We start from the raw sequence: 14,272 nt of genomic DNA, 5'->3' as shown, positions 1-14,272 counted from the left end.
GGCCTGTGGTGATCCTTGTAGGAGCGGATTTATCCGCGAAGAAGCCAGCGCCGAGCTTCAGGCTGCCTCTGGCTCACAGCCCTTGAGCACCATGCGGATGATGGTGTCGGCTGCGGCGTCGTAATCGCTGTCGGCCAGCTTTGCCTTGCCGGTCACTGCCGAAATCTGCCAGTCGAAATCGGCATAGGTCTGGGTCGCGGCCCAGATGCTGAACATCAGGTGGTGGGCATCGACATGGGCGATCTGCCCGCGGTCGATCCAGCGCTGGATGCACTCGATGTTATGCCGGGCCTGCTCGTTCAACTGCTCCACCTGGTTCGGCGACAGGTGCGGTGCGCCATGCATGATTTCGCTGGCGAACACCTTCGAGGCATGGGGCAGGTCACGCGAAATGCGGATCTTCGAGCGGATGTACGCACTCAGCACCTCTTTCGGGTCACCGTCGGCATTGAACGGCGTCGATGCCTGCATGATCGGCGCGATGATGCTCTCCAGGACCTCGCGGTAGAGGTTGTCCTTGGACTTGAAGTAGTAATACACGTTCGGCTTGGGCAGGCCGGCCTTGGCAGCGATGTCGCTGGTCTTGGTGGCAGCGAAGCCCTTGTCGGCGAATTCTTCACTGGCTGCGCGCAGGATCAGCTCCTTGTTGCGCTCGCGAATGGTGCTCATGGTGGGACGGTCCTTTGACGCTGCGAGCGGGGATGTTATCAAGAACCGCTGGACAGAGCACCCATGCGAGGAACCGCTTGAGGTAATGCCAGTCAGGCAGATTTACGCGCAGTGCTTGCCTGTTGCCTGTTGCATACGCTCAGTGTGTGCAGGCTGATCAGGATGACGGCAGTCCCGATCCAGAACCTGGTATCGGGGAGCGTACTCCAGAGTATCCAGTCCGCTATCGCCGACAGGATGACATTGATGAAAATAAATGGGGTGATTTCACTGACATCTGCCAAGGCGAAGGCTTTGGTGGCGAACAGTTGGAAGCCCAGTCCGAACACACCGACGAGGCCAAGAAGCAGTGCTTCGTGCGCTGAAGGCACAACCCAGTCCGAGGTGTAGGTAAACGGCAGAATCACCGTCCCGCTCAGGAAGAAATAGAAGATGATGTTCAGCGCCGAGTGCTGACGACTCAGGGATTTGACGCCCATGTAGGCGAGTGCGGCGAATACCGCCCCCAGCAGCGCGGTCAGCAGGTAGGGCACGCGGCTTTCGCTCAGGCCAGGTTGATACAGCAGGATGCAGACGCCGGCGAACCCTCCGACGGTACAAGCCAACGTGGCCAGTGAGGTCTTCTTCTTGTAGAAAATCAGGATGAACAGCGGCGCAAAGAATGCTGACGTATTTGACAGGATTATGGCGGTCGAGAGCGGCAGGTATTTGAGGCTGTAAAACATGAAAAGCATGCTCAACAGGCCGGCTCCGTTGCGCACCATGCTGGACCTGAAGTCAAGGATGCGCCAGCTGAATGTCCGCTCCCTGATGATCAGCGGCACCGTGAACAGCAGGCCGACAAGAAAGCGAAAGAACAGTGTCTCGGTGGGCGGAACATCATGGTTCGAGGCCTCTTTGACCATGCTGCTCATGATCACGATGCTGGCATAGGCCACCACCATGTACAGGCTTGCCTTGCGGAAATCATTCATGATGGAAGTCAGGCCCCATGCTGCATGTACTGCTGGATATCATTCATGCTCATGCCATTGAAAAGGTCGTTGGCGATGGCCCTGCCCTGGGAGAAATAGCAGGTGTCGTTGAGTAGAGACGACAGGGTGATGAGTGATTTCATGACGGCGGAGTCATAGTGGGCATGCAGGCCCAGGCTGTACCATGGCAGCATGACGTAGGGGATATCCTGAGTGAGGTATCGGCTGTTCAGCGAGGCAGGGCAGAGCTTCAGTGCATTGTGTGCCGGGGATTGCGTGAAGAAGTCGTGGATGGTGCTGAAGTCATATCCGTAAAAGCTGTTCATGTTGTCCAGATAGCTCGGTAGTTGCAGACCGTAGCGCTGGCCAATGTTGATTCTGTCGTTGTCCAGGGCCTGGATCAGCCTTGCCGTACTGGCGCCGATACCCTCTTTGTAAAAGTAGAACGCTGCCTGGCCTTCGCCAATTCGCCCGGCATTGGTGATCATTACCGTGGGGTGGCTGATTGCACTGGTGATATTCAGGCCAAGTTCCAGGACTGATGTGCTGGCGCTCAACCTGCACGGGAAGCTTGCCGACAGCCTGGCCATGATGAAAGACGTGCTTCGGGCCGGCATTGCCGCCAGTTGCATCGACCGCTTGATTTCGATGATCTCGACATGGCCGGGGCGATGCGCTCGGCAGGCATACGGCAGTGAAGCGGTATCTGCTAGATGGATGGCCGGTGCGTGCGGCTGTTGCGTGAGTTCCCTGTATAGATACAGTGCGCTGAAGTTGCCGGCCAGCGAGACGACGATCTGGTTGTCGACCAGAAATGGCAACATCTTGCGAAACTGCGGCAAGTGCGCGTGGGTTGGCAGGGACAGATAGATGATGTCTGCATTTCGCACGGCCATTTCGATATTGGTGGTCATGGCTGCAAGTGTGGTTGTCGCCTTTAGCCTGCCGGTGAGTGTGATGGTGTTGGCATCGATGCCATGCAGGTCGCCGGGATGTTGTTCATCTGCATAGAGTGTGATCGAGTGGCCGAGCAAGGTGAGGTGCGCGGCCAGTGCCTGGCCGCCATGGCCGCAACCGATAATGCTTATGTTCACTGAATGGTTCCGCCTGAATTGTGGTTGGGGTAACGCGTGTTCGAGTGATTCTGTAGTTGCCGGCCAAGGAAGTGATTAGGCGCAATTGTCCTGAGGTGTGGTCCTGTTCGTTTTGATCTGTAGTTCGTTCGCGGGTAGCCGCACGGACTTCTGATGGGCCTGGGAGGCCGTTGCTGCTGGGCCAGCTGACCTGGTGGCTGGGCACCTTGAACGGCGCGGGGTATGCTGCGGCTTTTGAACCGTAAGGAAGCGCTTTCCATGGCCGCAAGCAGTCTGCTGGTACTGATCGATGACATTGCCACGGTGCTCGACGATGTTTCGGTGATGACCAAGGTCGCGGCGAAGAAGACCGCAGGCGTGCTGGGTGACGACCTGGCGCTCAATGCCCAGCAGGTCACCGGCGTGCGCGCCGAGCGCGAGATCCCGGTGGTGTGGGCGGTGGCCAAGGGGTCGTTGGTGAACAAGGCGATCCTGGTGCCAGCGGCGCTGTTGATCAGCGCGTTCATCCCCTGGGCGGTGACGCCGCTGCTGATGCTCGGCGGCGCCTATCTGTGCTTCGAGGGCTTCGAGAAGCTGGCGCACAAGTTCCTGCACAGCAAGGAAGAAGACGAACAGCAGCACGAGGCGCGCAAGGAGGCCGTGGCCGATGCCAGTGTCGACCTGGTGGCGTTCGAGAAAGCCAAGATCAAGGGCGCGGTGCGTACCGACTTCATCCTCTCTGCGGAAATCATCGCCATTACCTTGGGCATCGTCGCCGATTCGCCGCTGACGCAGCAGATCATCGTGCTGTCGGGCATCGCAGTGGTCATGACCATCGGTGTGTATGGGCTGGTGGGCGGTATCGTCAAACTTGACGACCTGGGGCTGTGGATGACCCAGAAGTCTTCCGCGCTGGCCCGTTCGATCGGCAACGGCATCCTGCGGGCCGCGCCCTACATGATGAAGAGCCTGTCGGTGATCGGCACCGCCGCGATGTTCCTGGTCGGAGGCGGGATCCTGGTACATGGGGTGGCACCCCTGCATCACGCGATTGAGGCGTTCAGCGAAGGGCGCGGAGGGGCGCTGACCAGCGGCCTGCTCAATGGCGTGGCCGGTGTGCTGGCCGGGGCCGTGGTACTGGCGGGGGTGGCGGTGGCGGGGAAACTGTGGCGGGCGCTGCGGCCCGCAGCCTGAAGTGCGATGCATGAGCAACTGTCGTGCTCATTTTTCAGAAGCCGGTGCGATCCTGTGGGAGCCGGCAAGCGCGGCTCCCACAGTAGACCGTTGCAGGCCTGTCACTTGCCGGCTGCGACGCCTTGCTCCTCGGGCTTCCAGGCCAGCAGGCCCTGGCTGAAACCGTAGGCCGCGCTCTGGTAGTAGGCAATCGCCCGACGGACCAGCGGGTTGTCGCTGGCGACCGTGGTTTCATGGCTCTTGCCCAGGGCGTCCTCATGCACTCGCATGCCGCCGCGCGGGCTGAGAATGGCCAGGTTGTTGCCGTCGAACAGCCCCAGGTGCTGGTAGTTGCCGATCAGCACGCGTGGTGGCAGGTCGTCTTCCTTGAGCAGGTCGCGGCCGAAGAAGGTCGAGGTGTAGTCGAAGTTGAGCAGGCCCAGCAGGGTCGGTGCCAGGTCGATCTGGCTGGCCAGCTTGCTGTCTTCGCGGGGCTCGATCATTTTCGGTGCGTAGATCCACAACGGGATCTGGTAGTTGTTCACCGGCAGGTCTTCGACCCCGGCGCTGCCGGCCGTGTGGTCGGCGACGAAGATGAACAGGGTGTTGTCGAACCACGGCTTGCCCTTGGCTTCCTTGAGGAACTGGGCGATGGCATGGTCGGTGTACTTCACCGCGCCTTCGCGGCCGTCGCCTGACGGGATGTCGATGCGGCCGTCCGGGTAGGTGTAGGGGCGGTGGTTCGAGGTGGTCATCAGTTGCAGGAAGAACGGCTTCTGCTGGGCGTAATCAGCATCGGCCAGCTTCAGCGTCTGCCGGTACAGGTCCTCGTCAGCCATGCCCCAGGCATTCTTGAAGCTGATTTCGCTCTCATCGACGCTGCTCTGGTCGACGATGCGGTAGCCATTGCCGCTGAAGAACGCGTTCATGTTATCGAAGTAGCCGCGCCCGCCGTAGACGAAGACGGCGTCATAGCCTTTGGCGGTCAGTTGCTGGCCAAGGCTGGCGTAGCCGCTTTCGCGGCCGATGCGCTTGACGATCGAGCGGCCCGGGGTGGGCGGGATCGACAGGGTGATGGCTTCCAGGCCGCGGTCGGTACGGGTGCCGGTGGCGTAGAAGTTGTTGAAATACAGGCTCTCGCGGCGCAGGGCGTCGAGGTTTGGCGTGAGGTTGCGCGCGTCGCCGTTGCTGCCCATGTACTTGGCGCTGAAACTCTCGATGGTCACCAGGATGATGTTCGGGGTGCGCTGCTCACCGTTGGCACTGATGTGGCGGCGAATGTCCTGAGGTTCCTGGCCCTGGAAGCGAGCGTTGGGTTCGGCCAGCTCCTGGTGCATCTGCGCGCCGACTTCGCCGGCGCCAAGGCTGGCGTAGAACTGGGTGTAGTCCAGTTCGTTGTTACGGAAGGCGGCGAAGAACTGGTACGGGCCGTTGCTGGCCAGCTCGCGCTGGTAGGCGTTGCCACCCTGGCCGCGCGGGAACTGCTGGTCGATCACCACGATGTTCAGGCCGACCAGTACAGCCAGCATGGCCAGCCCGGACAGGCGCTGGCGCAGGGGGGCGCCGGGGCCGGTAAGGGCCCGGGCCAGTGGCTTGCGCAGCACCAGTGCGAGCAGGACTGCGGCCACCGCAATGCCGCTGAGCAGCGTCGGCAGTGGGTAGGATTCGCGGATGTTGTCCAGTACTTCCTTGGAATAGACCAGGTAGTCGACAGCGATGAAGTTGAAGCGTACGCCGAATTCGTCCCAGAACAGCCACTCGGCCACGGCGACGAACAGCATCACGAACAGGCTGACCACAAGCAAACCGCCGAGCAGCCAGTGGTTGGCACGCGAGCGCCACAACCTGTTCGGGCACAGCATCAAGTACACACCCAATGGCAGGGCCGTGTAGATGAGGAAGCTCAGGTCGTAGAGGGCACCGTCGAAGAAGATCGAGAAATAATTGCCGCTGACCTCACCCAGATGAGTCACCAGCAATATCAAACGTGTCAGCAGGAAGATGCCGAACCAGGTTGAGCAGAGTAGCAGCAGATAGCGCCATGGCGCGGCGAGGGGAGTACGCATCAAGTTGGCCTGTTTTCTTTCTTGGTTGTGCGAGGGCAACGAGTCTAGTCGAAAAATTGCAAAAATATTGTCAAAAATTCGCAGTGCAGGCGAAGGCAATGGCTTTATAGTCGTAACTTGCCATTTCAGACTTGCTCGAGAGGAAGCGCCCACATGTTCGGTGTACTGACGTACGACGCCTACCACTTGGCGCTCTACCTGCTCACGGCGCTGGCGTGGGGGGCTCTGGGCTTTGGCTTCCTGCTGCGCAGTGCCGACAGTCAGGCCCTTTACAAGTGCTGTGCGATGTTCGGCCTGGCCTTGGCGATTAATGCAACAGTGCTGGTGTTGGATATCTTCCGGGTCATCCCGCACCACGAAGTGGAGTTGATATTGCTGGGTTTTGGCATGGCACTGCCGTCGGCCATATTTTTGACTTATAAGGCAGCTTTTGTTCTAAGTAAGATAAGGCTGAAAAAGTTGTAAGCTTTAACTTACAAGTCGTGATTGTGAAATCGCCGCCAGATGGCGGCGCTTTCACGTTTCAGATGATCAGAAGTGCACTTTCACCAGCAAACTCATGGTGTTCTGGTCGGTGGTGAAGCCATCGCTGTCCTTGATCCCGTACTTGTCCTTCCAGTAGTCGTACTCGACACCCACATACAACTGCTTCTCGCCCAGGTGCAGGGCCTTGCCCAGGTCGTACTTGATCTGTGGGTTGAAGTGCAGGTTGGCGTGGTAGGTACCGTGACGGTTCTCGTCGTTGTCGACGACCCAGTCCATGAAGCCGTCGATCAGCACGTCAGAATCACCGACCGGAATGGTGTAGGACCAGACTGGGGTGATCTGCCAGACGTTGTCGCCTGCGCGGCTGCCGTCGGTAGTACGGTTGTAGAAGTTCAGCTGGAAGTAGTCGAAGCCGGGGATATTCAGGTCGAAGCCCGGGCCGATCAGGTACGACTCGGTGTCACCCTCGCCGAACTCATAGGTCATTGCCAGCAGCACATCCTTGACCGGGCCGAACTCGAGCTTCTGGTCGAAGATCTTGCCGAACGACAGGCGCGGGCTGAACTCGCCGTAGTAGGTGTTGGGGCCGTTGCTGGCGTCCTTCTTGCCCTGGTAGAAGATCTTGTCGACGAAGAAGAAGTTGTCGCCGTACTTCCACCCGTCGGCGTGCTCGAAGGTGAAGGTTTGCTGGGTGTCGGGGTTGACCTTGAAGTTCTTGCCCCACAGGTAGGTCAGGCTGTTGTTCTGCCACTGCAGCAGGTCGCCGGCGAAGGTGGTGCTGCAGGCCAGCAGGCCGCCCGCAAGAATCAGGCTATTGATGGTACGCATTGCGAGTGTCGCTCCCTTGATTGATCTGTTGTCAGCGCTCGATGGCGCTTTTTTGTCTTTTGAGTCAGCTTTTTTCGATAGGCCACAGCTGTTTGGCAAGGGTCGAGCCAACTTTCCTGGGTTGGCAAAACCTTCCTGCTCGACTTCGTTCTGAACGGATGAAAAGGGTCTTTCAGGCTGGCAACACGTTGGCCAACCGCCCGAATTCATTGACTGAGCGGTCAGTAAACGCAGGCAGAATCCATCCTGCCCTGATCGAGGGGGCGCGCAGATTACTGGCTTGCGCGCCGCGCCTCAAGTGCTCCGTCCTGGAGCACCGTGATTCAAACCTGGGCGATTGATCAGGTTTTCAGAAATGTACCTTGATCAGCGCGCTGGCGACACTCTGATTGCTGTCCAGGTTGCCGCGGCTGTCGATGCCGTACTTGTCTTTCCAGTAGCTGTACTCGAAGCCGACATAAAGCTGCTTGGCACCGATGTTCAGGGCCTTGCCCAGGTCGTACTTGACCTGCGGGTTGAAGTGCAGGTTGGCGTGGTAGGTGCCACGGTTGTTCTGGTCGTTGTCCGGGACCCAGTCCATGTAGCCGTCGATCAGAATGTCGGACCTGCCCACGGGGATGGTGTAAGACCAGCCGGGGGTGATCTGCCAGACGTTGTCACCGGGGCGGTCACCCTCGGTGTTGCGCACATAGAAGTTCAGGGTGAAATAGTTGAAGCCGGGAATGTCCAGGTCGAAGCCGGGGCCGATCAGGTAGGCCTCGTTGTCGCCTTCGCCACGTTCGTAGGTCATCGCCAGCAGCACGTCCTTGATCGGGCCGAAGGCGAGTTTCTGGTCGAAGATCTTGCCGAACGACAGGCGCGGGCTGAACTCACCGTAGTAGGTGTCCTCGCCTTTGCCGGGGTCAGCCTTGCCGTTGTAGAAGATCTTGTCGACGAAGAAGAACGTATCGCCGTACTTCCATTTGTTGGCGTGTTCGAAGGTGATGGTCTGCTGGATATCGGGGTTGATCTTGAAGTCCTTGCCGTACAAGTACGTCAGGCTTTCGCCGTGCCACAGCAGCCAATCGCCTGCATGGGCGGGGAGGGTGGCCAGCAGGCTGCTGCCCAGCAGCAGGCTTGATGCGATGCGCTTCATGTTGTGATTCCCGGACTTATTGTTTTTGTTGGCGGTTTTTTCGGCGCGCAGGCGCCCCGAGCGGCCCATTCCGGCGGGCCGACGGTGAAGCGGTTACTGCGGAAAATGAGCAGGGGCGGCACACTGCGCCGCCCCGCTCAGGGCTCAATGTTGGTGGCAGGCGTCGTTGTGCACGGCGCGCTCGGCACCACCGAGGATGTTGAACAGCACGTTGAGCACCAGGGCACTGACCGTGGCCATGGCGATCCCGCTGTGGGTGATGGGTTCCATCCACTGCGGCATCTGCGCGAAGAACTCCGGCTTGACCACAGGGATCAGGCCGAAGCCGACGCTCACCGCCACCAGCAGCTGATTGCGGCGGTCGCCAATGTCGGCTTCCTGGAGGATCTTGATCCCGGTGGCAGTGACCATGCCGAACATGGCGATGGACGCGCCGCCCAGTACCGCAGGCGGGATCGAGGCGATCAGGAAGGCCGCCTTGGGCAGCAGGCTGAGCACGATCAGCAATGCACCTGCCGTGATCGTGACGTAGCGGCAACGCACGCCAGTCATCTGCACCAGGCCGATGTTCTGGGCGAACGAGGAGTGGGTGAAGGTGTTGAAGAAACCGGCGATGAACGACGCACCGGCATCGCACAGCAGGCCGCGACGCAGCATCCCGGGTGTCACTTCACGGTCTGTCACCTTGCCCAGGGCGAGGAACATGCCCGTGGACTCGACGAAGATGATCACCACCACCAGGCACATCGACAGGATCGGCGCCAGGCTGAAGGTCGGCATGCCGAAGTGCAGTGGGGTTACCACTTGCAGCCACGGCGTGTCGCTCAGGCCCGACAGGTCGACCATGCCGATGGAGCCGGCCAGGATGTAGCCCAGGCCCATGCCCACCAGGACCGACACGTTGACCCAGAAGCCGCGCATGAAGCGGTTGATCAACAGGATGACGGCCAGCACCAGGCCAGCCACCAGCAGGTAGATCGGCGAACCGAAGGTCGCGGCGTCCTGGCCGCCACCGGCCCAGTTGACTGCCACCGGGAACAGCGACAGGCCAATCGAGGTGATCACCGTGCCGGTGACCAGGGGCGGGAAGAAGCGTACGACCTTGGACATGAACGGTGCGATCAGCATGCCGAAGAACCCGGCAGCGATGGTCGCGCCAAAGATCCCCTGCAGGCCTACGCCCGGCATGCCGGCCATGGCCACCATGCTGCCGACGGCAGCGAAGCTGGCCCCCATCATCACTGGCATGCGGATCCCGACCGGGCCGATACCGAACGACTGGATGATGGTGGCGACACCGGCGACCAGCAGGTCGGCGTTGATCAGGAAAGCGACTTCTTCACGGGACAAACCAGCGGCCTGGCCGATGATCAGAGGGACGGCGATCGCACCCCCGTACATCAGCAGCACATGTTGCAGGCCAACCAGGAACAGTTGGAACAGGGGCAGAGGCTGTCGCGGCGGCGCAACTGGAATGTACGCCTTGCGTGACTCGGACATGCAGCACCTCGAGTTTTGTTTTTATTCTCGGATCCAAGCGCCAGTCGCATACGGCAGGCCCGGTGGAGGCAGCCTGGGGTTCCCGCACGCAGTCGAACGCTCGATGCTTGCTTGTTGCATGAATCTATAAGGGCGAGGCCGGGGGTGCCGGCCTCTTCGCGGCGCAAGGCCGCCCCTGCCTGGGCGCGCGGACGCTCAGGCAGGAGAGGGTGGATCAGTTGACCTGAGCGCCTTTGGCGATCCAGTCACCGACGAGCTTGCGCTCTTCGGCGGTCATCTGGGTGATGTTGCCCAGCGGCATGATCTGGCTGGCGACCGCTTGCGCCTGAATGCGCGCGGCCTGGGCCTGGATCTGCTGCGGGGTGTCGAACATCACGCCGGCAGGGGCTGCGCTGAACAGTGGGCTGGTCGGTTTCGACGAGTGGCACACGCTGCAGCGTTCCTGGATGACTTTGTGGATCTTCTCGAAGTCGCCACCGGCGGCCTGTGCGGTCGCCTGTGCCGGAACCTCGGCGGGTGCGGCTGGGGCTTCGGCGGCCTTGGCGGCTTCCTCGGCGCGCAGCTCGGCAGCGGTCTTGCCACCGACGGCGGTGGCTGGCAGCGGCTGGTACTCGACCTTCGCTGCGGCCTGCTCAGGGCTGACGGCCATCGGCTTGGGGCCGGTGACGTAGGCCAGGCAGATCATCGCCAGGGCGCCGACCGGCAGGGTCCAGGCGTACTTGTTGCTGTCGTGGCGGGTGTTGAAGTAGTGGCGGATCAGAACCGCTGCTACTGCGATGCCAGCCAGGATCAGCCAGTTGTACTGGCTACCGTAGGTGCTCGGGAAATGGTTGCTGATCATGATGAACAGCACCGGCAGGGTGAAGTAGTTGTTGTGACGCGAGCGCAGCAGGCCCTTGGCCGGCAGTACCGGGTCCGGGGTCTGGTTGTTCTCGATCGCCGCCACCAGCTGGCGCTGGGCCGGCATGATGATGCGGAACACGTTACCGACCATGATGGTGCCGATGATCGCGCCGGTGTGCAGGTACGCACCGCGGCCGCTGAACACCAGGCTGAAGCCGAAGCAGGCAGCAATGATCAGGACGAACAGCACGGCGCCGAGCAGGGCAGGGTGCTTGCCCAGTGGCGAGTCGCACAGGAAGTCGTAGATGAACCAGCCGGCGACCAGCGAACCGATACCGATGGCCACGCCTTCGGCACCGCTCAGGGTGCTGCCGGGTGCCAGCAGGTACAGGCTCGGGTTCCAGTAGAACACCACGCACAGCAGGGCGATACCGGACATCCAGGTGAAGTAGGCTTCCCATTTGAACCAGTGCAGGTTCTCGGGCATTTTCGGGGGTGCGAGCTTGTATTTCTCCAGGTGGTAGATACCACCGCCGTGAATCGCCCAGAGATCACCCGACAACCCATCGCGCGGGTTGCTTCGATTCAGGTGGTTCTCCAGCCAGACGAAGTAGAACGATGCACCGATCCAGGCGACACCGGTGATCATGTGAACCCAGCGAATGCTCAGGTTCAGCCATTCGTGAAGGTGTGCTTCCACAGTATGTACCTCTGCCGATCACCGTGAACGATGACCGACCTTTTCTTATTGGTGGGGATTGAGGATCAGCATCTGTTCCTCGGTGAAGTAATGCTCATCGCAGTTGTTGCCAGAACCGCTGCGATCAACCACCAGGAAGTCATCCCGCTTTTCGATCGTCAGCACCGGGTGGTGCCAGACGCCGCGATGGTAATTAACGCCCTGCCTGCCGTTACTACGGAAGGCACGGACCAAGCCTGATACAGGTGCATCGCCAACCGGCGCGACCACGATCAGAAAGGGGTTGCCGAGCAGCGGGATGAAAGCCTGGCTGCCCAGCGGATGGCGCTCCAGCATGCGCACGGTCAGCGGCATGTCCTGCGCGTCGGCGCGGAAGATGCTGATGATCGCCTTGTCTTCAGGCTCGGCGGTCTCGACCGTGGCGAGCTTGTGAAAACGCATGGTCGAGCCGTTGTTGATCATGAAGTGGTCGCTGCTATCGGTTTCGATCACGTCTCCGAATTCGGCGAAGGCTTCTTTGGTCAGGGGCTCGATCATCAGGGTGCGCATGCGGTTATCTCTTCTATTGTTCGATTTTCTGAATGAGGTTCGGCTGTTGCTTACAGCTGCAGCAGGCGGAACAGGGCGATCAGGTTGATCTGCGCCAGGGCTTCCTTGAATTCGGCATCGGTATCGTTGTGGATGCGTTTTTCGAAGGCGGCGAGGATCTGGTGCCGGTTGCTGCCCTTGACCGCCATGATGAACGGGAACTGGAACTTGGCCTTGTAGGCGTCGTTCAGTTCGGTGAAGCGGGCGAACTCTTCGGCGGTGCACTCATGGATACCGGCGCCGGCCTGCTCGTTGGTGCTCGATTCGGTCAGCTCTCCCTGGATGGCGGCCTTGCCGGCCAGGTCCGGGTGAGCGTTGATCAGTGCCAGCTGGTCGGTGTGATTGGCGCTGAGCAGGATGTCGCTCATGCGCTGGTGCAGCGCCTCGATCTCGTCCAGTTCGCCCAGCTGGCCCAGGTCGTAGGCTTTTTCGGCGACCCACGGCGAGTGCTCGTAGATGTCGGCGAACACCTTGACGAAGGCGTCACGGTCCAGGGCGGATGGCTTGAGGGTCTTGAAGGCGGTCATCAGGCGTTCTCTTTCTTGTACGGGTGGGTGGCGTGCCAGTGGCGGGCGATGTCCACGCGACGGGCGAACCAGACCTGGTCGTGGCTCTTGGCGTAGTCGACGAAGCGCTTGAGCGCGGCCAGGCGTGCCGGGCGGCCGACCAAGCGGCAGTGCAGGCCGATGGAAAGCATCTTCGGCGCTTCGGCACCTTCGGCGTAGAGCACGTCGAAGGCGTCTTTCAAGTACTGGAAGAACTGCTCGCCGCAGTTGAAGCCCTGCACCTGGGTGAAGCGCATGTCGTTGGTGTCCAGGGTGTAGGGGATCACCAGGTGCGGCTTGCCGGTCGGGTTGTTCGGTTCCCAGTAGGGCAGGTCGTCGTCATAGGTGTCGCTGTCATAGAGGAAGCCACCTTCCTCCATCACCAGGCGGCGGGTGTTCGGGCCGGTGCGGCCGGTGTACCAGCCCAGCGGGCGTTCGCCAGTGAGTTCGGTGAGGATGCGGATGGCTTCGAGCATGTGCTCGCGCTCCTGGGCCTCGTCCATGTTCTGGTAGTCGATCCAGCGGTAGCCGTGGCTGCAGATCTCGTGGCCGGCTTCGGCCATGGCGCGAATCACGTCAGGGTGGCGCTGGGCGGCCATGGCCACGGCGAAGATGGTCAGGGGGACGCCGCTGTCCTTGAACAGCTTGAGCAGGCGCCAGACGCCGGCGCGGCTGCCGTACTCGTACAGCGATTCCATGCTCATGTTGCGCTGGCCCTGCAGCGGCTGGGCAGCAACCATCTCGGACAGGAAGGCTTCGGACTCTTTGTCACCGTGCAGGATGTTGCGTTCGCCGCCTTCTTCGTAGTTGAGGACGAAAGACAGCGCGATGCGAGCGTTGCCCGGCCATTGCGGGTGAGGAGGGTTGTTGCCGTAACCGATCAGGTCGCGAGGGTAGTCAGCGCTCACTGCAGTCTTCCTTCTTGTGTGTTGGTGCGGGATGGGCGGGCCGCGTCGGGATGTCGCACCACCGGATGGGGTGATTGTATACAACTTCTGAAATCTTTTGTAAGCCTGTTTTTCCGCATTTCTTCCCTTTTGTCGCATGAGAACATGTTGCAAGAAACCTGCCTGATTGGTCAGTTAATGACATTGACGTCCATACGCCGCCTGTATTTGCGACTGAAGGGCCGTTTGGCGGGGTTGCGACGGAAGGGATTAAAAAATTGTGTACAATCTGGCGGTGAAATGTCTTAATGGCGTCATTCCCGCACATCGCAGGCCCTATCCTGGGGCGTTGGCTGTGTATTTTTTGCCCATAGATTGAACAAGAGGCGACAAGCAGATGGGACGTTTGACCACACACGTACTGGATGCCGCGCATGGCTGCCCAGGCAGCTCGATCAAGGTCGAGCTGTACCGCGTCGAAGGCCAGCAGCTGGAGCTGGTGAACACTGCTCTGACCAACAGCGATGGCCGCGTCGATGCGCCGCTGCTGCAGGGTGACAATTACCGTACCGGCGTCTACCAGCTGCAGTTCAGTGCTGGCGCCTATTACCGTGCCCGCGGCGTGCAGCTGCCGGATACGGCGTTTTTGGATGTTGTCGTGCTGCGTTTCGGCATCGATGAAAAGCAGGAGCACTACCACGTGCCGCTGCTGATCTCGCCGTACAGCTATTCGACCTATCGCGGAAGCTAGTTGGTCGCTAGAAGAATCTTCGTAGGTCCTTTGGCCCGCTCCCACACTGGCGGG

14 protein-coding genes are annotated in these 14,272 nt (G+C 60.5%); 3 read left to right on the top strand and 11 right to left on the bottom strand.

Annotated elements, in window-relative coordinates; genetic code table 11:
• Window positions 1-57: 57 nt before the first annotated feature.
• The 3 genes from ACIPZ8_RS11630 to ACIPZ8_RS11620 form a co-directional block, all read right to left on the bottom strand.
• A complete protein-coding gene (locus ACIPZ8_RS11630; protein ID WP_110636668.1) occupies window positions 58-669 on the bottom strand; it encodes a TetR/AcrR family transcriptional regulator in 612 nt (203 codons plus the stop codon).
• A 92-nt stretch (window positions 670-761) separates the two neighbouring features.
• On the bottom strand, window positions 762-1,643 hold the full coding sequence (locus tag ACIPZ8_RS11625) for a DMT family transporter (RefSeq protein ID WP_400722890.1): 882 nt from the start codon (window positions 1,641-1,643) through the stop codon (window positions 762-764).
• 8 nt (window positions 1,644-1,651) lie between these two features.
• Window positions 1,652-2,737, bottom strand: a complete 1,086-nt coding sequence (locus ACIPZ8_RS11620; RefSeq protein WP_400722887.1) for an NAD/NADP octopine/nopaline dehydrogenase family protein — start codon at window positions 2,735-2,737, stop codon at window positions 1,652-1,654.
• A gap of 258 nt (window positions 2,738-2,995) precedes the next feature.
• Between ACIPZ8_RS11620 and ACIPZ8_RS11615 the strand changes: the two genes are divergently transcribed.
• Window positions 2,996-3,910 carry a DUF808 domain-containing protein gene (locus tag ACIPZ8_RS11615; RefSeq protein ID WP_400722885.1) on the top strand — a complete coding sequence of 305 codons (915 nt, stop codon included), beginning with the start codon at window positions 2,996-2,998 and terminating at the stop codon, window positions 3,908-3,910.
• Window positions 3,911-4,011: 101 nt separating this feature from the next.
• Here ACIPZ8_RS11615 and ACIPZ8_RS11610 read toward each other — a convergent pair whose 3' ends face one another.
• Entirely contained in the window at window positions 4,012-5,955 is a 1,944-nt protein-coding gene (locus tag ACIPZ8_RS11610; RefSeq protein ID WP_400722882.1) for an LTA synthase family protein, read from the bottom strand.
• A 153-nt stretch (window positions 5,956-6,108) separates the two neighbouring features.
• Here ACIPZ8_RS11610 and ACIPZ8_RS11605 point away from each other — a divergent pair, with 153 nt between their 5' ends.
• Window positions 6,109-6,420 carry a hypothetical protein gene (locus ACIPZ8_RS11605; RefSeq protein WP_400722879.1) on the top strand — a complete coding sequence of 104 codons (312 nt, stop codon included), beginning with the start codon at window positions 6,109-6,111 and terminating at the stop codon, window positions 6,418-6,420.
• A gap of 66 nt (window positions 6,421-6,486) precedes the next feature.
• Here the strand turns inward: ACIPZ8_RS11605 and ACIPZ8_RS11600 are convergent, their stop codons facing one another.
• The 7 genes from ACIPZ8_RS11600 to puuE form a co-directional block, all read right to left on the bottom strand.
• Window positions 6,487-7,269 (bottom strand): outer membrane protein OmpK, encoded by a 783-nt coding sequence (locus ACIPZ8_RS11600; RefSeq protein WP_400722876.1) that lies wholly within the window; start codon window positions 7,267-7,269, stop codon window positions 6,487-6,489.
• Window positions 7,270-7,618: 349 nt separating this feature from the next.
• Window positions 7,619-8,404: an outer membrane protein OmpK gene (locus ACIPZ8_RS11595; RefSeq protein WP_400722873.1), complete on the bottom strand. Its 786-nt coding sequence runs from the start codon at window positions 8,402-8,404 to the stop codon at window positions 7,619-7,621.
• A 144-nt stretch (window positions 8,405-8,548) separates the two neighbouring features.
• On the bottom strand, window positions 8,549-9,904 hold the full coding sequence (locus tag ACIPZ8_RS11590) for a nucleobase:cation symporter-2 family protein (RefSeq protein ID WP_400722870.1): 1,356 nt from the start codon (window positions 9,902-9,904) through the stop codon (window positions 8,549-8,551).
• 214 nt (window positions 9,905-10,118) lie between these two features.
• Window positions 10,119-11,447, bottom strand: coding sequence for a urate hydroxylase PuuD (locus tag ACIPZ8_RS11585; protein ID WP_400722867.1), 1,329 nt, complete (start codon window positions 11,445-11,447; stop codon window positions 10,119-10,121).
• A 45-nt stretch (window positions 11,448-11,492) separates the two neighbouring features.
• Complete coding sequence (locus tag ACIPZ8_RS11580; RefSeq protein WP_400722864.1) at window positions 11,493-11,996, bottom strand: ureidoglycolate lyase; 504 nt, start codon at window positions 11,994-11,996, stop codon at window positions 11,493-11,495.
• Between the two features lie 50 nt (window positions 11,997-12,046).
• Window positions 12,047-12,562 carry a 2-oxo-4-hydroxy-4-carboxy-5-ureidoimidazoline decarboxylase gene (gene uraD / locus ACIPZ8_RS11575; RefSeq protein WP_400722861.1) on the bottom strand — a complete coding sequence of 172 codons (516 nt, stop codon included), beginning with the start codon at window positions 12,560-12,562 and terminating at the stop codon, window positions 12,047-12,049.
• Window positions 12,562-13,488, bottom strand: coding sequence for an allantoinase PuuE (puuE, locus tag ACIPZ8_RS11570; RefSeq protein ID WP_400722858.1), 927 nt, complete (start codon window positions 13,486-13,488; stop codon window positions 12,562-12,564). Before puuE ends, uraD begins: the two co-directional genes overlap by 1 nt.
• A 376-nt stretch (window positions 13,489-13,864) precedes the next feature.
• Here puuE and uraH point away from each other — a divergent pair, with 376 nt between their 5' ends.
• A complete protein-coding gene (gene uraH, locus ACIPZ8_RS11565; protein WP_400722855.1) occupies window positions 13,865-14,218 on the top strand; it encodes a hydroxyisourate hydrolase in 354 nt (117 codons plus the stop codon).
• The last annotated feature ends 54 nt before the right edge of the window (window positions 14,219-14,272 follow it).

The organism is Pseudomonas sp. NPDC089422, assembly GCF_044749405.1.
In the GTDB taxonomy this organism is placed as follows: domain Bacteria; phylum Pseudomonadota; class Gammaproteobacteria; order Pseudomonadales; family Pseudomonadaceae; genus Aquipseudomonas.
The sequence above is the reverse complement of the archived record's forward strand: the minus strand, read 5'-3'. Positions and strand labels throughout refer to the sequence as shown.